The sequence below is a fragment of the Rhizobium sp. BK008 genome (assembly GCF_014197345.1).
Lineage (GTDB): Bacteria > Pseudomonadota > Alphaproteobacteria > Rhizobiales > Rhizobiaceae > Rhizobium > Rhizobium anhuiense.
Genome location: NZ_JACIFK010000001.1, coordinates 108,852 through 128,684, shown reverse-complemented (window position 1 = coordinate 128,684; position 19,833 = coordinate 108,852). Strand labels below are relative to the sequence as shown.

At 61.5% G+C, this 19,833-nt stretch carries 20 protein-coding genes; 2 read left to right on the top strand and 18 right to left on the bottom strand.

Going from position 1 to position 19,833, the window contains the following annotated elements; translation table 11 throughout:
- Positions 1–41 precede the first annotated feature (41 nt).
- Positions 42–1,232, top strand: coding sequence for an efflux RND transporter periplasmic adaptor subunit (locus FHT69_RS00565; RefSeq protein WP_047618696.1), 1,191 nt, complete (start codon positions 42–44; stop codon positions 1,230–1,232).
- A gap of 12 nt (positions 1,233–1,244) precedes the next feature.
- Positions 1,245–4,571, top strand: coding sequence for an efflux RND transporter permease subunit (locus FHT69_RS00560; protein WP_183904757.1), 3,327 nt, complete (start codon positions 1,245–1,247; stop codon positions 4,569–4,571).
- An 83-nt stretch (positions 4,572–4,654) separates the two neighbouring features.
- Here the strand turns inward: FHT69_RS00560 and ureG are convergent, their stop codons facing one another.
- The 18 genes from ureG to urtA all read right to left on the bottom strand — a co-directional run bounded on the left by ureG (position 4,655) and on the right by urtA (position 19,771).
- Positions 4,655–5,266, bottom strand: a complete 612-nt coding sequence (gene ureG, locus FHT69_RS00555) for an urease accessory protein UreG (protein ID WP_003590582.1) — start codon at positions 5,264–5,266, stop codon at positions 4,655–4,657.
- Between the two features lie 189 nt (positions 5,267–5,455).
- Positions 5,456–6,127, bottom strand: a complete 672-nt coding sequence (locus FHT69_RS00550) for an urease accessory protein UreF (protein ID WP_183904756.1) — start codon at positions 6,125–6,127, stop codon at positions 5,456–5,458.
- A 6-nt stretch (positions 6,128–6,133) separates the two neighbouring features.
- Positions 6,134–6,700: an urease accessory protein UreE gene (locus FHT69_RS00545; protein WP_183904755.1), complete on the bottom strand. Its 567-nt coding sequence runs from the start codon at positions 6,698–6,700 to the stop codon at positions 6,134–6,136.
- 84 nt (positions 6,701–6,784) lie between these two features.
- Positions 6,785–7,648: a GGDEF domain-containing protein gene (locus tag FHT69_RS00540; protein ID WP_183904754.1), complete on the bottom strand. Its 864-nt coding sequence runs from the start codon at positions 7,646–7,648 to the stop codon at positions 6,785–6,787.
- A gap of 331 nt (positions 7,649–7,979) precedes the next feature.
- The gene (locus FHT69_RS00535) at positions 7,980–8,648 is read right to left on the bottom strand and encodes a TIGR02117 family protein (RefSeq protein ID WP_097545124.1); all 669 of its coding nucleotides are present in this window, start codon (positions 8,646–8,648) and stop codon (positions 7,980–7,982) included.
- Positions 8,649–8,679: 31 nt separating this feature from the next.
- Positions 8,680–10,392, bottom strand: coding sequence for an urease subunit alpha (gene ureC, locus FHT69_RS00530; RefSeq protein ID WP_047618681.1), 1,713 nt, complete (start codon positions 10,390–10,392; stop codon positions 8,680–8,682).
- Between the two features lie 3 nt (positions 10,393–10,395).
- Positions 10,396–11,019 (bottom strand): Urease operon accessory protein, encoded by a 624-nt coding sequence (locus tag FHT69_RS00525; protein WP_183905356.1) that lies wholly within the window; start codon positions 11,017–11,019, stop codon positions 10,396–10,398.
- 16 nt (positions 11,020–11,035) lie between these two features.
- Entirely contained in the window at positions 11,036–11,443 is a 408-nt protein-coding gene (locus FHT69_RS00520) for a lysozyme inhibitor LprI family protein (protein ID WP_029868292.1), read from the bottom strand.
- A 22-nt stretch (positions 11,444–11,465) separates the two neighbouring features.
- A complete protein-coding gene (locus FHT69_RS00515; RefSeq protein ID WP_025570364.1) occupies positions 11,466–11,771 on the bottom strand; it encodes an urease subunit beta in 306 nt (101 codons plus the stop codon).
- Between the two features lie 10 nt (positions 11,772–11,781).
- Positions 11,782–12,033, bottom strand: a complete 252-nt coding sequence (locus FHT69_RS00510) for a DUF1272 domain-containing protein (RefSeq protein ID WP_029868293.1) — start codon at positions 12,031–12,033, stop codon at positions 11,782–11,784.
- A gap of 10 nt (positions 12,034–12,043) precedes the next feature.
- Positions 12,044–12,346 carry an urease subunit gamma gene (locus tag FHT69_RS00505; protein WP_025570360.1) on the bottom strand — a complete coding sequence of 101 codons (303 nt, stop codon included), beginning with the start codon at positions 12,344–12,346 and terminating at the stop codon, positions 12,044–12,046.
- A gap of 112 nt (positions 12,347–12,458) precedes the next feature.
- Positions 12,459–13,280: an urease accessory protein UreD gene (locus FHT69_RS00500; protein WP_025570358.1), complete on the bottom strand. Its 822-nt coding sequence runs from the start codon at positions 13,278–13,280 to the stop codon at positions 12,459–12,461.
- Positions 13,281–13,429: 149 nt separating this feature from the next.
- Positions 13,430–14,125 carry an urea ABC transporter ATP-binding subunit UrtE gene (gene urtE, locus FHT69_RS00495; RefSeq protein WP_025570357.1) on the bottom strand — a complete coding sequence of 232 codons (696 nt, stop codon included), beginning with the start codon at positions 14,123–14,125 and terminating at the stop codon, positions 13,430–13,432.
- An 18-nt stretch (positions 14,126–14,143) separates the two neighbouring features.
- Positions 14,144–14,662, bottom strand: coding sequence for a hypothetical protein (locus tag FHT69_RS00490; protein WP_025570355.1), 519 nt, complete (start codon positions 14,660–14,662; stop codon positions 14,144–14,146).
- 76 nt (positions 14,663–14,738) lie between these two features.
- Positions 14,739–15,494 carry an urea ABC transporter ATP-binding protein UrtD gene (gene urtD, locus FHT69_RS00485; RefSeq protein WP_025570354.1) on the bottom strand — a complete coding sequence of 252 codons (756 nt, stop codon included), beginning with the start codon at positions 15,492–15,494 and terminating at the stop codon, positions 14,739–14,741.
- A 5-nt stretch (positions 15,495–15,499) separates the two neighbouring features.
- A complete protein-coding gene (gene urtC, locus FHT69_RS00480) occupies positions 15,500–16,663 on the bottom strand; it encodes an urea ABC transporter permease subunit UrtC (protein WP_025570352.1) in 1,164 nt (387 codons plus the stop codon).
- Positions 16,660–18,279 carry an urea ABC transporter permease subunit UrtB gene (urtB, locus tag FHT69_RS00475; protein WP_183904753.1) on the bottom strand — a complete coding sequence of 540 codons (1,620 nt, stop codon included), beginning with the start codon at positions 18,277–18,279 and terminating at the stop codon, positions 16,660–16,662. The genes urtC and urtB overlap by 4 nt, the downstream gene beginning before the upstream one ends.
- 199 nt (positions 18,280–18,478) lie before the next feature.
- Positions 18,479–19,771, bottom strand: a complete 1,293-nt coding sequence (urtA, locus tag FHT69_RS00470; protein ID WP_025570349.1) for an urea ABC transporter substrate-binding protein — start codon at positions 19,769–19,771, stop codon at positions 18,479–18,481.
- Positions 19,772–19,833: the final 62 nt, after the last annotated feature.

The following is a 19,833-nucleotide window of genomic DNA, read 5'->3' as shown; positions in this document are numbered from 1 at the left end:
GCGAGTTCGGCCAACCTTATCATAAGATTGGACGAAGACGCATGGCACGTAAGCCGATTGGAATTCTAGGCGCCTCCACCCTTTTCGCAGCCGCTCTTGCTGCATCAACCGCATTTTCGCAGGAAACGCCGGTCGCAAAACCGCAGCAGAACCTGCCGGCAATCGTCGTCACCAAGGCTGTCAATCGCACTCTCGTCGACCGTGTCATCGGCACGGGAACGATCAAGCCCGTCGAGGAAGTCTATATCCAGCCGCAGGTCGAAGGTTTGTCGATCCGCACGCTGAAAGCCGATGTCGGCGACAAGGTTCAGGCGGAAAGCACGCTGGCGACGCTCAATGACGACGCGCTGGTGCTGGAAAAGAGCCAGATGATGGCGACGAAAGCCAAGGGTCAGGCAAGTCTCGCCCAGCTGCGCGCCCAGCTCATCGAGGCACAGGCCAATGCCGAACAGGCAAGGCAGCAGCAGGCCCGCGCCCAGGAAATGGTCAAGAAGGGCACGGTCTCCACCGCCCAGGTCGAACAGGCCGATGCGACTGCCGCTGCCGCCAATGCCCGCGTCGTCTCCGCCGAACAGGCGATCGAGGTCGCCGAAGCCGATCTCAAGGTCTTCGACAGCCAGATCGCCGATGCCGATCTGAAGCTGGCACGCACCGACGTGAAGACGCCGGTCGCCGGCACGGTCTCGGCGAAAAACGCCAAGGTCGGCGCGATAGCCGCCGGCAACGGCGACCCGCTGTTCACCATCATCCGCGACGGTGATGTCGAGCTTGTCGCCGAGGTCGCCGAAAGCGATATCGTCAGGGTCGTGGCCGGCCAGAAGGCGGCAATTTCGCTTTCCGGCAGCCGCGAGAAGCTTTCCGGCGCCGTCCGCCTGGTGTCGCCGACCGTCGATCCGGTCACCCGCCTCGGCCTCGTCCATATCTCCATCGACGATGACAGCAAGGCGCGTTCCGGCATGTATGGCAGCGCCGAGATCATCGTCCGCGAGACCGAGGGCGTATCGCTTCCCCTGACCGCCGTGCTGACCGGCAATGAAGGCTCCTCCGCCCGCAAGGTCGAGGATGGCGTGGTGAAATTCGCCAAGATCGAGACCGGCATCCAGGACGGTGCCTATGTCGAGATCGTCGATGGATTGAAGACCGGCGACGAGGTCGTGGCCAAGGCGGGCGCTTATGTCCGTGACGGCGACCACATCACTCCGGTGCGTGAACAGCCCCCGGCTTCCAACTAAAGAGACCATCCGATGAATTTTTCAGCCTGGTCCATTCGAAATCCCATCGCGCCGCTTCTGGCCTTCTGCCTGCTGGTGTTCATCGGCATGCAGTCCTTCAATTCGCTGCCGATCACGCGCTTCCCGAACATCGATGTGCCGCTCGTTTCGATCAGCGTGACCCAGAGCGGCGCCTCACCGGCTGAACTCGAAATGCAGGTGACGAAGGAGATCGAAGACGCGATCGCCTCGATCACCGGCATCGACGAAATCCAGTCGACGGTGACAGACGGCAGCTCGCAGACCAATGTGATGTTCCGGATGGAAGTGCCGACGGAACAGGCCGTACAGGACGTCAAGGACGCGATCGACCGAATCCGCAGCGACCTGCCGGCGACGGCCGAAGCGCCGATCGTCACCAAGGTCGATGTGGAGGGCCAGGCGATCCAGACCTTCGCCGTTTCCTCGCCCGATATGTCGCTGGAAGAACTCTCCTGGTTCGTCGACGATACCGTCAAGCGTGCACTGCAGGGCCAGGCCGGCATCGGCCGCGTCGATCGCTATGGCGGCGCCGAGCGCGAAGTGCGCATTGAACTCACCCCCGGCAAGCTCGATGCCTATGGCATCACCGCTGCAAGCGTGAACCAGCAGCTGCGTGGCACCAACATCGACCTCGGCTCCGGCCGCGGCCAGGTGGCCGGCAGCGAACAGGCGATCCGTGTTCTGGGCGATGCCCGCAACGTCGCGGAGCTCGCCGACACGACGATCGCGCTGCCGAACGGCCGCTTCGTCAAACTGTCCGATCTCGGTGTCATCAAGGACACCTATGAAGAGCCGAAATCCTTCTCGCGCTTCAACGCCACGCCGGTTGTCACCTTCGGCGTCTTCCGCTCGAAGGGCGCCAGCGAAGTCAGCGTCGCCGAGACCGTAGCGCAAAGCCTCGACAAGGTGCGGACCGAAAACCCGAACGTGAAGATCGAACTGATCGACGATTCGGTGTATTTCACCTATGGCAATTACGAAGCCGCCATCCATACGCTGCTCGAAGGCGCGCTGCTCGCCGTCATCGTCGTCTTCCTGTTCCTGAGGAACTGGCGCGCGACGCTGATTTCGGCAATCGCCCTTCCGCTGTCTGCGATCCCGACCTTCTGGATCATGGACATGATGGGCTTCTCGCTGAACCTCGTCAGCTTCCTCGCTTTGACGCTCGCGACCGGTATTCTCGTCGACGATGCGATCGTCGAAATCGAAAACATCGCCCGCCACATCAAGATGGGCAAGACGCCCTATCGGGCGGCGATCGAGGCGGCTGATGAAATCGGCCTTGCCGTCATCGCCACCACCTTCACGATCATCGCCGTCTTCGTGCCGGTTTCCTTCATGCCGGGCATTCCGGGCCAGTACTTCATCCAGTTCGGCCTGACGGTCGCCTTCTCCGTCTTCTTCTCGCTGATGGTCGCGCGCCTCATCACCCCGATGATGGCTGCCTATCTCATGCGCGCCGAAGACGGCATGGAAGACCATCACGACAATGACGGCCTGCTGATGCGTGGATACACCCGTCTCATACGCGGCACGACCGGGCGCTGGTATACGCGTTACGCGACGCTGATTGTCGCCTTCGCTTTCCTGGTCGGCTCCGTTTTGCTGCTGATGCAGGTTCCCGGCAGCTTTTTGCCGCCGGAAGATGCCTCGCGCATCGTTCTCTCCGTCGAACTGCCGCCCAATGCACGGCTTGACGATACCGAGAAGACGACGGATGCGATCTACGATCGGGTCAAGGACATCAACGGCGTCGAAAGCGTCTTCGTCCTCGGCGGCGCATCGCCGAAGGGGGATCTCGAACTGCGCCGCGCCACCATCACGCTGGCGCTTCACAAGCTCGACCAATCGCTGATCAAGAAGATGGTCAATGACGGGCTCGGCCATATCCCGGTCATCGGGCCGATGCTGCCGAAGGTGGAAGTCCACGGCCGCGAACGTCCGCAATGGGATATCGAAAAGGAAGTCTTCGCCAAGTTGCGCGACATTCCCGACGTTCATATCCTCAAGCTCAACGACCGCGGCGAACGCGACCTCTCCTTCAACTTCCTCTCCAAGAACGAGAGGGACCTGAACGACGCCGTCGGCATTCTGGAATCCAAGCTTCGCGCTGATCCGCTGCTGGCCAATGTCAGCGCCGACGGCGCCCTGCCCCGCCCGGAACTGCAGGTTTACCCGCGCAAAGACGAGGCCGCCCGCCTCGGCATCACGCCGCAGCAGATCTCCGAGACCATCCGCGTCGCCACCATCGGCGATGTCGATGCGGCCCTTGCCAAGATCTCGCTCGACGATCGCCAGATCCCGATCCGTGTCCAGGCGGCACTCGACATGCGTCGCGACCTTGCGGCGCTGCGGGCACTGAAGATCCAGACCGCCAGCGGCGGCACCGTTCCGCTCGCGAGCGTCGCCAATATAGACTATTCGGAGGGCGTAAGCTCGATCAAGCGCAACAACCGTTACCGCGTCGTCTCGATCGGTTCCGACCTGCCGCAGGGCGTGGCGCTCGACACGGCTTCGGCCCGGTTCCGTGAAATCGTCAAGGAGGCCAATATTCCGGCCACGGTGCACCTTGCCGAAAGCGGCGACACCAAAGTCCAGTCCGAGATGCAGCAGAGCTTCGTCAACGCCATGTTGATGGGCCTCCTGCTGGTGCTGACGGTGCTGATCCTGCTCTTCAAGGACGTGATCCAGCCCTTCACCATCCTGTTCTCACTGCCGCTCGCCATTGGCGGCGTCGCAGCCGGCCTGATCCTCACCAGCAATCCGCTGTCCATGCCCGTCATGATCGGTATCCTGATGCTGATGGGTGTCGTCACCAAGAACGCCATCCTGCTCGTGGATTTCGCCATCGAGATGCGCCACCAGGGCATAGCCCGGGTCGAAGCCATGGTCGAAGCCGGCCGCAAGCGCGCCCGGCCGATCATCATGACCTCGATCGCCATGTCGGCAGGCATGCTGCCTTCCGCGCTCGGTGTCGGCGAAGGCGGCTCCTTCCGGGCGCCGATGGCGATCGCGGTGATCGGCGGCATCATCGTCTCGACGGTGCTCTCGCTCGTCGTCGTGCCCTCCTTCTTCCTGATCATGGACGATCTGTCCCGCCTGCTCGGCTGGGCTTTCGGCCGGCTGGTGGGCCGGAAGGACAATGAGGACCTGCCGCTGTCGCGCGAGGATCTCACCCGCGTCACCCGCGAGAACCGCAGCGAGATCGACTCGCTGGAGGAGCGCCTGACCGCGATCGAAAAGCCGGAAAGCAAGCGCAAGACCGCCAACGGCAACGACACCAACGTGCTCCGCCTGCCGCCCTTCGCGGCGGAATAGGCAAAGAACCCACAAAATGAACGGGCCGGGAGTAAACTCCCGGCCCGTTCATTTTTGCCATTCCTTTTTCGCCGTTCTGACCGTCAGAGCCCGCCCTGCTCCCTGAGGAAGCTGACGATCGAGCTGACGCCGTCGCCGCGCTTCATGTCGGAGAAGACGAAGGGGCGGCTCGCACGCATCCGCGTCGCATCCCGGTCCATCACCTCGAGATCGGCGCCGACATAGGGCGCCAGGTCCTTCTTGTTGATGACAAGCAGGTCCGAGCGGGTGATGCCAGGCCCGCCCTTGCGCGGGATTTCCTCGCCCTGGCAGACGGAGATGACATAGATGGTGATATCGGCAAGATCGGGCGAAAAGGTCGCCGCCAGATTGTCGCCGCCGGATTCGATGAAGACGACGTCGAGATCGGGGATCCGCTGGTTGAGGCCGGCGATCGCCTGCAAATTAATCGTCGCATCCTCGCGAATAGCGGTATGTGGGCAGCCGCCGGTCTCGACGCCGACGATGCGGTCGGAAGGCAGTGCCTGCATGCGCACCAGCGCTTCGGCATCCTCGGTCGTATAGATGTCGTTGGTAACGACGGCGACGGAATAATCGTCGCGCATCGCTTTGCAGAGCTTTTCGGTCAGCGCCGTCTTGCCCGAACCGACCGGCCCGCCGATGCCGACACGCAAAGGTCCGTTTCTTGATTTCATGTGCCTTACTCCAATCCAAGCTGATGATAGCGAAGCCGCCCGCCCGCGCCACCGTCAAATGACTTAGAGCGCTTGTTTTTCTTCGAATCACGGAAGCGCTCTATCTCGTTGTTTTCACGCAATTCCGGGCGCAAAACCGCTGCACCCTTTTGCTGGAATTGCTCTAGCCACAGCGATAATTTCGCACCGTCACGAGCGGAACAGCCGCGTCGTCTGCATCTGGTGGCGCAGGCTGGCAATATCGGCCTGCACGGTCGCCGAGCCCAGATCGTCGAGCGTCGAGGCTGCCGCCCGTCGGGCGACCTCCGCGATACATTCTTCAAGACCGGCAAGGATGGCAACGCCATTCCTCTGTCCGGCAACGCCGAGACGGATGCCTGCCGATATCGCCTGCGATGCATAGGCATGCAGGAAGATGGCAAGCGCCTTCTCGGGCTTTATGTCGTGGGCGCCCGTCACCGCCCCGACCGCAATGGGATAAGCGACCTTGTCAGGCAATCGCTCGAACACCTCGTCCGGCCAGGCCCGCGCCGCCGCAAGAAAAGCCTCGCCGAGCAACATCGTTTCCTGATGGCGCTCGCGCGACCCGGCAAGCGCTTCGGCGAGTGCGGCAATCTCGGCAAGGCGCAGGGGCTCTGCCTGGTACCTGTGACTTTCGGCCAGAAGCACGGCATCGTTCCAGACCGACCCATGGCCGATCAGCGTGCCGATCCAGGCCGCAAGCGAGCTCGAATCTGTAACCAGCCCGTCGGACACTGCCCGCTCCAGCCCTCCCGAATAGGCAAAGCTGCCGATCGGAAAGGCCGGCGAGAGCCATGCCGTCAGGCGCAGCAATGCCTGGAGCTCGCGATCACTCGTCATCAAGGCTCAGTCGTGCTTGTGGTCATGATCATGACCGCGATCGTGGCGGTGCTCATGCTCATGCTCGTAGCCATGTTCGTGATCATGGTCATGGCCGTGATTATGGGCAAGATCGTGATCATGCCCATGCGAATGCCCGCCGTGAGAATGGTAGGCGCCGCGCGCCGGCTGGAACGGCTCGTCGATTTCGAGAACGACGGCGCCGAGGCCCTGCAGCATGGTGCGGATGACATGATCGCGCAGGATGACGATGCGGTCTTCCTCGATCTGCGCAGCAAGATGCCGGTTGCCGAGATGCCAGGCGAGTTCCACCAGATGCGTGCGGTCGCGTCCGCGAACCTCGAAGAGCTTCTCGTCGGCAGCGAGGATCTCGATCAACTCGCCGTCGTCACGCACCAACAGATCGCCATTGGCGAAAAGCACCGCATCCTTGAGATCGAGCATGACCATCTCGCCATTTTCCAGATGCAGCAGCTTGCGGCGCAAATGGCGCAAGTCATGCGGCAGCTTGACCTGGGCGGTCGGATGGGAGGAAGGGGTTCCGGCAGGAAGATAGGAAGTAACGCGCTGCATGGTATGTCCGTTTTCTGAGAGGACGACCATGCAAAATAGCTCTTCCCGATGCAAGCACCAATGGTTTTTCACTCGGATCCATCTTTATATTCCGTAAGCCTGCATCACGTTGTCGCTCTCCAGCCCCCTGCCTTCGACATCGACGCCGTTCTCCGCAAGCCCGTGCCAGGCATGATGCAAACCCTCCCGCTCGTGCACGACGCGATTGCGCCCAAGCGCCTTGGCCAGATAGAGCGCCCGGTCGGCAGAAGCATAGACCTGCTGCTTGTTGCGCTCGGCGACGAGATCGGCCACACCGCCGGAAACGGTAATGCGGATATCGTGCCCGTCCGCCTTGATGGCGCCGCTTGCGATCCGGGCTCGGACACCTTCGATGCGCTCCATCCGTGCCTCCAGCGGCTCGCCGGAGACGATGACGCCGAACTCCTCCCCACCCAGCCGTGCGACAATGGAAATTTGATCGAAGGTAGATGTGAGCATGCCTGATACTGCGGTAATGACGGCATCGCCGCAAGCATGGCCGAAGCGATCGTTGATCGCCTTGAAGCGGTCGACATCGAAAATCACAAGCGAAGCGTTGCCCTCGGTTTTTTCCAGTGCCTCGGTAAAGGCGCGCCGGTTCAGCAGGCCGGAGAGCGTGTCCGTCCGGCTGAGCTTTTCGAACTCCGCCCGGGACAGCGTCAGCTCATGCAGGGCAAAACCGGCAGCCAGCGACAGCATGCCGGAAACCGTCCCGCCGACGAGCCAGGAAAAAATGGCGCCGAAGCTGATCGCATACGAGAGTGTCACCGGCAACAGGCCGAAAAAGCCAAGCGGCGGTATCGTCAGCACCATAATGACGCCGGAGAGAACAACGGCAAGAAAGCTCATCTTCAGCGCGAAGACATAGACGTTTCTGCGATGTTGAAAATTGCCAAAATCGGCCTGCAGCGACATCCAGTTTCTCATGAGAATCGACCTTCCTGCCCGGCGTTTCAAGGCATTGATAAGAGTCCAATTGCTGCGGGTGTCTTAATCGACTCGTTAAAATTCGAATGGTTTCAGACGATTCGGTGGACAGAATTTTTCTAGCAGGGGATGCAGCTTTCCAATCCCTGAATCGAACAGATCAGAGAGACACTTAACTAATTGACATAAAAGCGATTTTCTACGCTGATCAAGGCCGTTGTTTCAGAATGGTTTAGCTGGGGAAAACATCGGTTTTCCCCGCGATTTTTACAACCAAATGGAGAGTGCGGTTCACAATTCACTTTAGGAGTGGGCGGGCTCGGCGGTTGCTTCAATTGTAGACAGAAACAGATAATCGCAATGCTTGTGGAAGCGGGTTCCATAAGCCGGTTCGAAGCCCGGCCGAGCGCAGGGCAGCGGCAGTCCAGGTGTTGCAGCCGAAGAGGGCGTTGAAGTATCCCTTGGCCTCGAAGAACCGGTCGATCTCGCCGTATCCGGCATCCGGGATCGGCACCACCGTGCCTGCGTCGCGGACGAAGCTCTCCGAAATAAAATCGCGCAGCCGCGCCAATTGATCGTCACTGACATCGAATGCCGTAACGGTGGGCTGCGGCTCGGTGATATGACCGGCAAGGTCCACATGCAGCGCCGAACGGTCGATCGTCAGCGCGCGCAGCACCGGCACCGGCTTCAGCTCCGCCCATGTCGGCGTTTCCAGATAGAAGGCACGGCCGCCCCAGCCGATAATGAGCCATTCGGCATTCGGATGGCCAAGCGGAAAACCGGTATCGCCGAGGAAGGAGAAAGCCGCCCGCGTTTCCGCGTCGAGCGGAATGGCAATATCGGTATGGATAGGACCCGACAGCAGGAGAATCCGATGCGTCATCGCCGCAGACGCCTTGGCCGGCGCAATCAGCGGCCTGGGAATGAAGGTTCCGCAGGCCGCCACAAGCACAAGCAGGAAGACGATCCGCAACAGCCAGCGGATGCCTGTTCTCATCAGGGCCGTCCGTCGCACATCGGACGTGGACCTAAAACAGGAAGTAGCGCTGCGCCATCGGCAGCACCGTCGCCGGCTCGCATGTCAGCAATTCGCCGTTCGCCCTCACTTCGTAGGTCTCCGGATCGACCTCGATCTCGGGTGTCAGGTCGTTGTGGATCATCGATGCCTTGGAGATGCCGCCGCGCGTATTCTTCACCGCAACCAGTTGCTTGGCGACGCCGAGCCGGCCCTTCAGGCCGGCGTCGAGCGAGGCCTGGCTGACGAAGGTGACGGAGGAATTGGTGAGGCTCCTGCCGTAGGAAGCAAACATCGGCCGGTAGTGGACCGGCTGCGGCGTCGGGATCGAGGCGTTCGGATCGCCCATCGGCGCGGCCGCGATCGAGCCGCCGAGAAGCACCATGTCGGGCTTCACCCCGAAAAAGGCCGGGTTCCACAGCACGAGGTCGGCGCGTTTGCCGATCTCGACCGAGCCGATCTCATGGCTGAGACCATGGGCGATCGCCGGATTGATCGTATATTTGGCGATATAACGGCGAACGCGGAAATTGTCGTTGTCACCCTTTTCTTCCTTCAGCCGGCCGCGCTGACGCTTCATCTTGTCGGCCGTCTGCCAGGTGCGGATCGCCACTTCGCCGACGCGGCCCATGGCCTGGCTGTCGGACGAGATGATCGAGAAGGCGCCGATATCATGCAGGATATCTTCCGCCGCGATCGTCTCCTTGCGGATCCGGCTTTCGGCAAAGGCGATATCCTCGGGGATCGACGGCGACAGGTGGTGGCAGACCATCAGCATGTCGAGATGCTCGGCGATGGTGTTGACCGTATAGGGCCGCGTCGGATTGGTGGACGAGGGAATGACGTTCGGCTGGCCGCAGATCTTGATAATGTCGGGCGCGTGCCCGCCGCCCGCCCCTTCCGTGTGGAAGGCATGGATGGTGCGGCCCTTGATCGCGCCGATCGTATCCTCGACGAAGCCGCTTTCGTTCAGCGTGTCGGTGTGGATCATCACCTGCACGTCATATTCGTCGGCAACCGACAGGCAGCAGTCGATGGCGCCTGGCGTCGTGCCCCAATCCTCGTGCAGCTTCAGCGAGGTGGCGCCGGCTAGCACCATTTCGGTGAGCGCCCCCGGCAGCGAGGCATTGCCCTTGCCGGCGAAAGCGAGGTTCATCGGGAAGGCGTCGGCCGCTTCGATCATCCGCGCCAGATGCCAGGGACCGGGCGTGCAGGTGGTGGCAAGCGTGCCATGCGCCGGCCCCGTGCCGCCGCCGAGCATGCAGGTCATGCCGCTCATCAGCGCTTCTTCGATCTGCTGCGGCGCGATGAAGTGGATATGGCTGTCCATGCCGCCGGCGGTGATAATCTTGCCTTCGGCGGCGATCGCCTCCGTGCCCGGGCCGACGATGATATTGACGCCAGGCTGCATGTCAGGATTGCCCGCCTTGCCGATCGCGACGATGCGCCCGTCCTTCAGCCCGATATCGGCCTTGTAGATGCCGGAATGATCAACGATCACCGCATTGGTGATGACCGTATCGACCGCGCCATCCGCCCGCGTCACCTGGCTCTGGCCCATGCCGTCACGGATCACCTTGCCGCCGCCGAACTTCACCTCCTCGCCATAGGTGGTGAAATCCTTCTCGATCTCGATGAAAAGCTCCGTATCGGCAAGGCGCACCTTGTCTCCGGTGGTCGGTCCGAACATGCCGGCATAGGCGGCGCGCGAGATCTTGTAGGGCATCCATCAGGCTCCGTGGGAAGAAGAGATAAGGTTTTTTCCGCCGAGCCGGGTGAGGCGGCCGGCGGCAATATAACTATCGACAAGCTGCCTTTCGGCCGCAAAAGGGTGCCATTCCCAGCCCGCATGGCCGAAGCCGGCGAGCGTCACCTCGGCATCGGCATGTGTCTCCAGCACCTCGCCGATCACGATCATGCCGCTGCTCGGCACGACATATGGCTGCGGATCAAAAGCCGAAAGCGACACGTCGACGGCCTCGTGGATCGACTTGCCGATGACGACGTGCCTCTTGCCGGCATCGGCACAGAAGGCACTGAACTCATCGGTATAGTCGTCGCAGAAATCGTCGAGTTCCGGATGCGAGACGGCAAGCGGCGCGCGCAGCGCGGCGAATTTTTCCGGATCGCGCACGCTCCAGATCTCGCGCGCCGAAACGACGCCGGGATGGGTGCGCCACTCACGCGAACCGAGCATCGCTTTCGCCGGCCGGCCGGTATTGCAGACCGCGACGGCATCGGTGCGGCTGCCGCCGTCGCCATAGGAGCGACATTCGTTGAAGCGGACGACGAAATCGGCGGCATCGATGATGCCTGCCATCCCTTCTCCGACCTCACCATTGCCGACGATCATGATCTTCCTGATCACCTCAGTTGCTCATCGTGTCTTCGAGCTCTTTCAGCTCTTTCGTGCGTTTGTCCGTGATGTTGGCGAGACATCCGGCGACCAGCATCGGCTCCATCGTGCCGCCGCGGGCCTGAAAGCCGAAGGCGTCACATTCGGCGTCGCGATAATCGATCCAGGCGCGCTGCGCTTTGACCAGCGCCTGCTCCGCGCCCTTCATGTCGCCATCCAGGTCCTTGTCGATCGCCGCCAGGGCGGCGCGGGTCTTCTTGTATTGCGCATTCAGAGCCTTGTCGGCAGCCTCATGGCGCGCCGCCTCGCAGGCCGTCATGTCCGATTGCGTCTTGGGACTGTTGCAATCGATCTCCTCGGCGGAGGCGCTACCAGCCATGAGCAGCATCGCCGCTCCGACCAGGCAGATATTCAAACGCATGCGTTCCTCCCGACCATCGCTCTTAGAGCTTGCCCATCACCAGCTGGCGGAAGCCGTAAACCTCGCGCTTGCCGGAAAGCGGGATCAGCGTCACCGAGCGCGTCTGCCCCGGCTCGAAGCGCACCGCCGTTCCCGCCGGGATATCGAGCCGCTTGCCATGTGCAACAGCGCGATCGAAGGAAAGCCCGGCATTGGTCTCGGCGAAATGATAGTGGCTGCCGACCTGCACTGGCCGGTCGCCCGTATTGGAAACCTCCAGCGTCACCGTCTGCGCGCCGGCATTCAGTTCGATGTCGCCGCTTGCGGCAATGATTTCACCTGGAATCATCTCGTCCTCCTTAAGCCGCCTTGGGCGCACAGCCCTCGGCCTTCAGCACGCGCTTCGTCGACGCCGGATTTTTGGCAAGCATATCAACCGGCCGAATAGGCCTCGCGACGAGATTGCCGCCGCAGTTCGGGCAGACACCTTTCAGCACACCCTCGACGCAATCGGCGCAGAAGGTGCATTCATAGGTGCAGATCCGTGCCTCGGTGCTGTCCGCCGGCAAATCCTTATCGCAGCATTCGCAATTGGGCCTGAGCTCCAGCATTCCTATCTCCTCACCGGATCGGCTCGTGCACGGTGACGAGCTTGGTTCCATCCGGGAACGTCGCCTCCACCTGCACGTCGTGGATCATCTCGGCAACGCCCTCCATCACCTGGCCGCGGCCGATCACATGGGCGCCGGCTTCCATCAGCTCGGCAACCGGGCGGCCGTCGCGGGCGCCTTCGACGACGAAATCGCTGATCAGCGCGATCGCTTCGGGATAGTTCAGCTTGACGCCGCGCTCCAGCCGCCGCCGCGCCACCATCGCCGCCATTGATATCAGCAGCTTGTCTTTTTCTCTCGGAGTGAGGTTCATTGCTTGCCCATCTGCTTCATACCTAGAACAGGATGATCCTGTTCTGCATTAAAGAGTTAGAGCCTGATGTCGTCCGAAAACCGCTCACACTTTTCGGCATCATGCTCCAGGTTCATAGATTCCAGACTTTCGGCACAGGCGCGCCATTGCGCAAGGCGGAAATGACCGGGATCAGGATTTTTCTGAGTGAGAATCCGTCGGCCGCCGCAAGGCGGACGACAAGCTTGCCATCCCAGGCGCTTGCACCGCCCATCGATCCTTCGACGAGCGGCCGGACCTTGGCGAGATAGGCTTCGGAAAGCGGTCCGGCATAAAGCAGCGTCGCAAAGGCCACCTGCCCGCCGAGCACGGCCTGCCGCGCGGCCAGCGCCGCCACGCCTTCGGAAAGCCTGAGTTCCTCGGCATGGATCAGTTGGCCCGAGCGGCGGATGCGCCAGCGGTCGCGGAACAGCCCGGTCTCCACCGCCTCCCCCATCGCCTTGCGGCCGAGCAGGACGGCTTCGACGGCGAGAAATTCGGCACTCTCGTCAAGATCGACATCCAGCCGGCGGAAAAGTGCGGCTCTATCGAAGAGGATCGTTTCCTGCGGCAGCCAGTCGACGCGAGCCTGGGCTCCAACCTTGATGCTGGTCGTCACCTCGGCGGTGCCGGCCGATGCCTTGTAAATCTTCTCGCAGGCCTGGGTGGTGACGTCGATGCGCGTACCGGCGCCGGCATCGACGCTCCAATCCATCCGGTCGCCGCCGGTGAGCCCGCCAGCGGTGTTGATGATGACGGCTTCCATGGAGGCATTGAAGGTATCAGGCAGGCGGATCTTCGCCGCTCCCTCCTGATAGAGCTCACGGATGCGCGTACGGCCATCGAACAGCTTTGCCGCCAGATGCCCGCGCCCCTCCGCTCTTTGCGGTCTCGTGCCTGCCGCCGCAATCGTCATATCGTCCCTTTCGGTCGCGCCTTTGATTTTCATTCAAGCGCGCAGATAGCAGAAAGCAAGCAATTCCCATGCCGTCCAGGATGCCCGCAGCAGATGCGGCAGATCTGCGAATTGCTGGGTCCCCTGCTGCAAAATGCGGCATCTGCCGGTCAGACGGTCAGATGACGGCGGGCCTCCGGCGTATCCAGCGTTTCGGCAAGCCCTTCATGCACGATCTCGCCGCGATCCATGATGTAGACGTAATCGGCGAGCTCCCGGCAGAAATCCAGATATTGTTCGACGAGCAGGATCGCCATGCCTGTGGAGTCACGCAAATAGCGGATCGCCCGGCCGATATCCTTGATGATCGAGGGCTGGATGCCTTCGGTCGGCTCGTCGAGCACGAGGATCTTCGGCCGCGTCACCATGGCGCGCCCGATCGCCAACTGCTGCTGCTGCCCGCCGGAAAGATCGCCGCCGCGACGCGACAACATCGACTTCAGCACCGGGAAGAGGCTGAAGATGTCGTCGGGGATGTTGCGGTCGCGGCGACCAAGCGGAGCGAAGCCGGTTTCGAGATTTTCCTTGACGGTAAGCAGCGGGAAGATTTCGCGGCCCTGCGGCACATAGCCGACGCCCTGCTTGGCGCGGGCAAAGGGCGGCAGACCGTTGAGTCTGGTGTCATTGAAGGTGATGGTACCCGCCGACAGCGGATGCTGGCCGGTAACGGCGCGCAGAAGAGAACTCTTCCCCACGCCGTTACGCCCCAGCACGCAGGTAATCTTTCCCATCTCCGCTTTGATCGAGATGCCGCGCAGCGCCTGTGCGGCGCCATAATGCAGGTTTGCGTTTTCGACTGTCAGCATCCGTTCACCCATTCCCCATCAGTTCATTAGGCCACGCCTCAGCGTCTGCAGGGCGTGCTCCTGTTCCGTCGTTCTCTCGCCGCCGACCGCGGCCACGTCCTCGGCAATACCGATCAATTGCTGACGCTCTTGCATGTCGAGCGCCTCTATCCAGAGAGGCCGGAACCGGCGGATCGGATCTTCGGGACTGGTGACGTTCTTGGACGCCCACTCGCCGAAAACCAGCACCTCTTCCATGTCGCCCGGCCGGATGATGCCTTTCATGCGGTTGCGAACGACATCCTTCGCAGCGTCGACATACATCGGCTTTTCCTTGGCAAGGCAGAAGAAAAAGGCCACCGCCGCAATCGCCGGATCGGCGATCGAGGCCAGCGGCGCGACTTCGGCCTGCTTGCGAAACTTTTTGCGCTTATAAGCGCCCCGCATCCGCTCGACCGAATCGATGATCTCGTTTCCCGCTTCACGCGCCATTTTCAAACGCCAATACCAGACGACCGCGCCGCTGAGCGCCACAACCAGAATACCGAGAAAAGCCATGATGAAACCCCACAGTAAAACCCGCCCGTTTTAGAGCGTCTTCTTTTGTCAGGTTCAAGTCTCCAAGTTGCACTGATCACCGCCCCAGATAGTTCTCGATCACCTTCGGATCGGAACTGACAAAATCGATCGACCCTTCCGCCAGCACCGAGCCTTCGGCAAGGCACGTCACCTTGACGCCGAGGTCGCGGATGAAGCCCATGTCGTGCTCGACGACGACGACCGAGCGGGTCCTAGCGATATCCTTGAGCAGGACCGCCGTTTCCGCCGTTTCCGCATCGGTCATGCCGGCCACCGGTTCGTCGACCAGCAGGAGTTTCGGCTCCTGCGCCAGCAGCATGCCGATCTCCAGCCACTGCTTCTGCCCATGCGAGAGGTTGGCGGCGAATTCGTCACGGCGGTGCGTCAGCCGCACCGTTTCCAGGATCTCCTCGATGCGCGCCTTGTCCTCGCCCGAAAGCCGGTAGAACAACGTCGGGAACACACCACGACGCCGGTTCAGCGCAAGCTCCAGATTGTCCCACACCGTATGGCTTTCGAAGACCGTCGGCTTCTGGAATTTCCGGCCGATGCCGAGCTGGGCGATATCGGCTTCATCCTTCTTGGTCAGGTCGATCGTGCCGTTGAAGAACACCTCGCCCTCATCGGGCCTGGTCTTGCCGGTGATGATATCCATCATCGTCGTCTTGCCGGCGCCGTTCGGGCCGATGATGGCGCGAAGCTCACCGGGCTCGATAACGATCGACAGCGAATTCAGCGCCTTGAAGCCGTCGAAGGAAACCGACACGCCGTTGAGATAAAGCACGCTGGTGGGTTTGACGTCGGGAATCACTGTGCTCACTCCGCTGCCTGGATTTTCGGCTCGATGTCGTCTTCTTCAGCCGCCGGCGGGGCAGCCTTGGAGACAAGCTTCTGCTTGCCGAGATATTGCGCAATCGTGCCGACGACGCCCTTCGGCAGGAACAGCGTCACGGCGACGAAAAGGCCGCCCAGCGCAAACAGCCAGATCTCCGGGAAGAGGCCGGTGAAGATCGTCTTGCCGCCGTTGACGAGGATCGCGCCGATGATGGGCCCGATCAGCGTCGCCCGCCCGCCGACCGCCGTCCAGATGACGACTTCGATCGAATTGGCAGGAGCGAATTCGCCCGGATTGATGATGCCGACCTGCGGCACGTAGAGCGCGCCGGCAATGCCTGCCATCATCGCCGAGACGACGAAGGTGAAGAGCTTGAAATGCTCGACGCGGTAGCCGAGGAAGCGCGTGCGGCTTTCGGCATCGCGCACGCCGACCAGCACCTTGCCGAATTTCGAGCGCACGATCGCCGAGGCGATCATCAGCGACAGGGCCAGGAAGATCGCGGTCGCCGCAAAGAGGCTCGCACGCGTGCCGTCCGCCTGGATGTTGAAGCCGAGGATGTCCTTGAAATCGGTCATGCCGTTGTTGCCGCCGAAGCCCATATCGTTGCGGAAGAAGGCCAGCAGCAGCGCATAAGTCATCGCCTGGGTGATGATCGAAAGATAGACGCCGTTGACGCGCGAGCGGAAGGCGAACCACCCGAAGACGAAGGCGAGCAGGCCGGGCACGGCGAGCACCATCAGCGCCGCAAACCAGAACTGGTCGAAACCGTACCAGAACCAGGGCAGCTCCTTCCAATTCAGGAACACCATGAAATCGGGCAGGACAGGATCGCCGTAGACGCCGCGCGAGCCGATCTGGCGCATCAGATACATGCCCATCGCATAACCGCCGAGCGCGAAGAAGGCGCCGTGGCCGAGCGAGAGGATGCCGCAGAAGCCCCAGACGAGATCGAGCGCCAGCGCCAGCAGCGCATAGGTCAGATATTTGCCGAACAGCGCCATGATATAGGTCGGGATGTGCAGCGGGTTGGTCGGGCCGGTCGCCAGATTGAGCACCGGTACGAGAATGGCGACCGCCAGCAACAGGGCGATGGCAATCGAGATCCTGCGATCGAGAGACCGGAGAAGGAAGGCCGTAATCATGCTTCCACCGCCCTTCCTTTGAGTGCGAAGAGCCCGCGCGGACGCTTCTGGATGAAGAGAATGATGAGGACGAGCACCAGGATCTTGCCGAGCACGGCGCCGGCGAAAGGCTCGAGGAACTTGTTGACGACGCCGAGCGAAAGCGCGCCGACCAGCGTGCCCCAGAGATTGCCGACACCGCCGAAGACGACGACCATGAAGCTGTCGATGATGTAGCTCTGGCCGAGGTTCGGCGAGACGTTATCGATCTGCGAGAGTGCGACACCCGCCATGCCGGCGATGCCGGAGCCGAGCGCGAAGGTGAAGGCGTCGACCCAGCCGGTCCGGATGCCCATTGAGGAGGCCATGCGCCGGTTCTGCGTCACCGCCCGCATCTGCAGGCCGAAGGCGGAACGCTTCAGCAGCATCAGCAGCGTCAGGAATACCACGACCGAAAAGACGATGATCCAGAGCCGGTTCCAAGTGATGGCAAGCCCGCCGAAATCGAAGGTGCCGGACATCCAGCTCGGATTGCGAACCTCGCGGTTGGTCGGGCCGAAATAGCTGCGCACCGCCTGCTGCAGGATCAGCGATACGCCCCAGGTGGCAAGCAAGGTTTCCAGCGGCCGGCCGTAGAGATAGCGGATGACGACACGCTCGATGATCAGGCCGACGAAGCCGGTGAAGATGAAGGCGGACGGCACCGCAAAGGCCAGCGAATAATCGGCAAGCTCAGGAAAGGTCGAGGTGATGTATTCCTGCACGACATAAGTGGTGTAAGCGCCGATCATCACCATTTCGCCATGCGCCATGTTGATGACGCCCATGACCCCGAAAGTGATGGCAAGGCCGATTGCCGCTAGCAGCAGCACCGAGCCGAGCGACAGACCGTACCAGACGTTCTGGACGATATCCCAGAGCGCCAAGCTGCGGTTGATCGAGCTGATATGCGCCTGGATGACGGGCTTCAGATCTTCGGGCGCCGTTGTCAACGCCGTGGTCAGAATGGTCAGGGCGTCGCGACCGCCGCGGGCTGCGACCGTATCGATCGCCTCCTTCTTCTCGGCGGCGCTGACATCGCCCTTCAGCACCATCACGGCACGGGCCGCTTCCATGGTGCTCTTGATCTCGGCGTCCTTCTCACCCGCCAGCGCGGAATTAAGCAGATCAAGGTTGGCGGGATCGGCATCCTTCAGCAGGCCTTGAGCCGCAGCAAGGCGAGCGCCGCGATCGGGGCTCAGCAGCGTCAACTGGCTCATGATGGTGCCGATCAGGGTACGAACGGAATTGTTGATCCGGACTTTGGACATCATGTCGGGATCGAGATCGGCGACAGCCTCGCCGGTGATCGGATCGGAAAAGGTCGGCTCGTCTTCGGTGCCGCCTTGGACGAGAACTGGACCGCCCTCCTCGGAATTGACATAGAGCAGGCCGTCGCTCAACTGCTGCAATATCTGGCTGACATGCGCATCCTTCGAGGCGACGAGCGCCTTGATGGCGGCTTCGCGCTCCGGAAACCCGCCGGTGCCGAGCGCATCGACGAGGGCATGGATATCGTCCTGAGCCTTCAGGCCGGCCGTCAGCCCCGAGAGGGTCAGGCAAAGGGTCAAAAGAAAAATCTTGATGGCGCGATACATCGGCTTTCCCGCCTAACCAGAGCATAGTGTGAAATGCTCTATCTCAGTGTTCTCACGCAATTCCGGACACAGAACCGCTGTGCACCTTTGTTGGAATTGCTCCAGCGTTGCCTTCTCGGCAGCGACCGCCGGGGACGGAGCTTCCGCCCGGATTTGCAATCCGGACGGAAGTCTTCAGGCTCGTGTCAGGTCAGCTCGCTCAGGAGCCCTTGCCGCCGCACTTGCCGGTCGCGACATTGAAGTTGCCGCAGGACATAGGCTTGCGCCAATCGGAGATCAGGTCCTTGGAGTCGGGCAGGTAGTCCGACCATTCGTCGCCGACGACGGCAGGCGTCTGTTGGACGATTTCGAACTGGCCGTCGGCCTGGATTTCACCGATCAGCACCGGCTTGGTGATGTGGTGGTTCGGCATGACGGTGGCATAGCCGCCGGAGAGGTTCGGAACGGTGACGCCGATGATGTTGTCGAGAACGGCATCGGTATTGGTGGTGCCGGCAGCCTGGACAGCTTTGACCCAGGCGTTGAAGCCGATATAGGCGGCTTCCATCGGGTCATTCGTCACGCGCTTGTCGTTCTTGGTGAACGCATGCCATTCCTTGATGAACTTCTTGTTGGCCGGGCTTTCGACCGACTCGAAGTAGTTCCAGGCGGCGAGATGACCGACGAGCGGCTTGGTGTCGAGACCGGCAAGCTCTTCTTCGCCGACCGAGAAGGCGACGACGGGGATGTCGGTGGCTTTGATGCCCTGGTTGCCGAGTTCCTTGTAGAAGGGAACGTTGGCGTCGCCGTTGATGGTGGAGACGACGGCAGTCTTCTTGCCGGCCGAGCCGAATTCCTTGATCTTGGCGACTTCAGTCTGCCAGTCGGAGAAACCGAACGGCGTGTAGTTGACGAGAATGTCTTCCTTCGGAATGCCCTTGGCTTCGAGATAGGCTTCGAGGATCTTGTTGGTCGTGCGGGGATAAACGTAGTCGGTGCCTTCGAGCACGAAGCGCTTCACGCCTTCGGTGTTCATCAGGTAGTCGACGGCCGGGATCGCCTGCTGGTTCGGAGCCGCACCGGTGTAGAAGATGTTGCGCGAGGATTCTTCGCCTTCATACTGCACCGGGTAGAAGAGCAGCGAGTTCAGCTCTTCGAAAACCGGCAGCACGGATTTGCGCGAAGACGAGGTCCAGCAACCGAAGACGGCAGCGACCTTGTCTTTCTCGATCAGTTCGCGTGCCTTTTCGGCAAACAGCGGCCAGTCGGAAGCCGGATCGACGACGACGGCCTCGAGCTTCTTGCCGAGAAGGCCGCCCTTCTTGTTCTGCTCGTCGATGAGCATCAGCATGGCATCTTTCAGCGTCGTTTCGGAAATCGCCATGGTGCCGGAGAGCGAATGCAATACGCCGACCTTGATCGTGTCGTCGGCGGCAATCGCCCCGCTGAAAGCGGCCGATGCCGCCATGACGGCGCCGAGCGCAGCACCGGTGATAGTGGTTTTGAGATTCATCAGGTTGAGCCCCTCTTCTTGTTCCGCAACAGGCCGGAAACGGAGATTAACTGTTGCTTAAG

Excerpts from the sequence above, each read along its gene's own strand:
- FHT69_RS00565 (WP_047618696.1), top strand. The coding sequence starts at position 42 with ATGGCACGTAAGCCGATTGGAATTCTAGGCGCCTCCACCCTTTTCGCA.
- FHT69_RS00560 (WP_183904757.1), top strand. The coding sequence starts at position 1,245 with ATGAATTTTTCAGCCTGGTCCATTCGAAATCCCATCGCGCCGCTTCTG.
- ureG (WP_003590582.1), bottom strand. The coding sequence starts at position 5,266 with ATGAAATCAAGAAACGGACCTTTGCGTGTCGGCATCGGCGGGCCGGTC.
- FHT69_RS00550 (WP_183904756.1), bottom strand. The coding sequence starts at position 6,127 with ATGACGAGTGATCGCGAGCTCCAGGCATTGCTGCGCCTGACGGCATGG.
- FHT69_RS00545 (WP_183904755.1), bottom strand. The coding sequence starts at position 6,700 with ATGCAGCGCGTTACTTCCTATCTTCCTGCCGGAACCCCTTCCTCCCAT.
- FHT69_RS00540 (WP_183904754.1), bottom strand. The coding sequence starts at position 7,648 with ATGAGAAACTGGATGTCGCTGCAGGCCGATTTTGGCAATTTTCAACAT.
- FHT69_RS00535 (WP_097545124.1), bottom strand. The coding sequence starts at position 8,648 with ATGAGAACAGGCATCCGCTGGCTGTTGCGGATCGTCTTCCTGCTTGTG.
- ureC (WP_047618681.1), bottom strand. The coding sequence starts at position 10,392 with ATGCCCTACAAGATCTCGCGCGCCGCCTATGCCGGCATGTTCGGACCG.
- FHT69_RS00525 (WP_183905356.1), bottom strand. The coding sequence starts at position 11,019 with ATGATCGTCGGCAATGGTGAGGTCGGAGAAGGGATGGCAGGCATCATC.
- FHT69_RS00520 (WP_029868292.1), bottom strand. The coding sequence starts at position 11,443 with ATGCGTTTGAATATCTGCCTGGTCGGAGCGGCGATGCTGCTCATGGCT.
- FHT69_RS00515 (WP_025570364.1), bottom strand. The coding sequence starts at position 11,771 with ATGATTCCAGGTGAAATCATTGCCGCAAGCGGCGACATCGAACTGAAT.
- FHT69_RS00510 (WP_029868293.1), bottom strand. The coding sequence starts at position 12,033 with ATGCTGGAGCTCAGGCCCAATTGCGAATGCTGCGATAAGGATTTGCCG.
- FHT69_RS00505 (WP_025570360.1), bottom strand. The coding sequence starts at position 12,346 with ATGAACCTCACTCCGAGAGAAAAAGACAAGCTGCTGATATCAATGGCG.
- FHT69_RS00500 (WP_025570358.1), bottom strand. The coding sequence starts at position 13,280 with ATGACGATTGCGGCGGCAGGCACGAGACCGCAAAGAGCGGAGGGGCGC.
- urtE (WP_025570357.1), bottom strand. The coding sequence starts at position 14,125 with ATGCTGACAGTCGAAAACGCAAACCTGCATTATGGCGCCGCACAGGCG.
- FHT69_RS00490 (WP_025570355.1), bottom strand. The coding sequence starts at position 14,662 with ATGGCTTTTCTCGGTATTCTGGTTGTGGCGCTCAGCGGCGCGGTCGTC.
- urtC (WP_025570352.1), bottom strand. The coding sequence starts at position 16,663 with ATGATTACGGCCTTCCTTCTCCGGTCTCTCGATCGCAGGATCTCGATT.
- urtB (WP_183904753.1), bottom strand. The coding sequence starts at position 18,279 with ATGTATCGCGCCATCAAGATTTTTCTTTTGACCCTTTGCCTGACCCTC.
- urtA (WP_025570349.1), bottom strand. The coding sequence starts at position 19,771 with ATGAATCTCAAAACCACTATCACCGGTGCTGCGCTCGGCGCCGTCATG.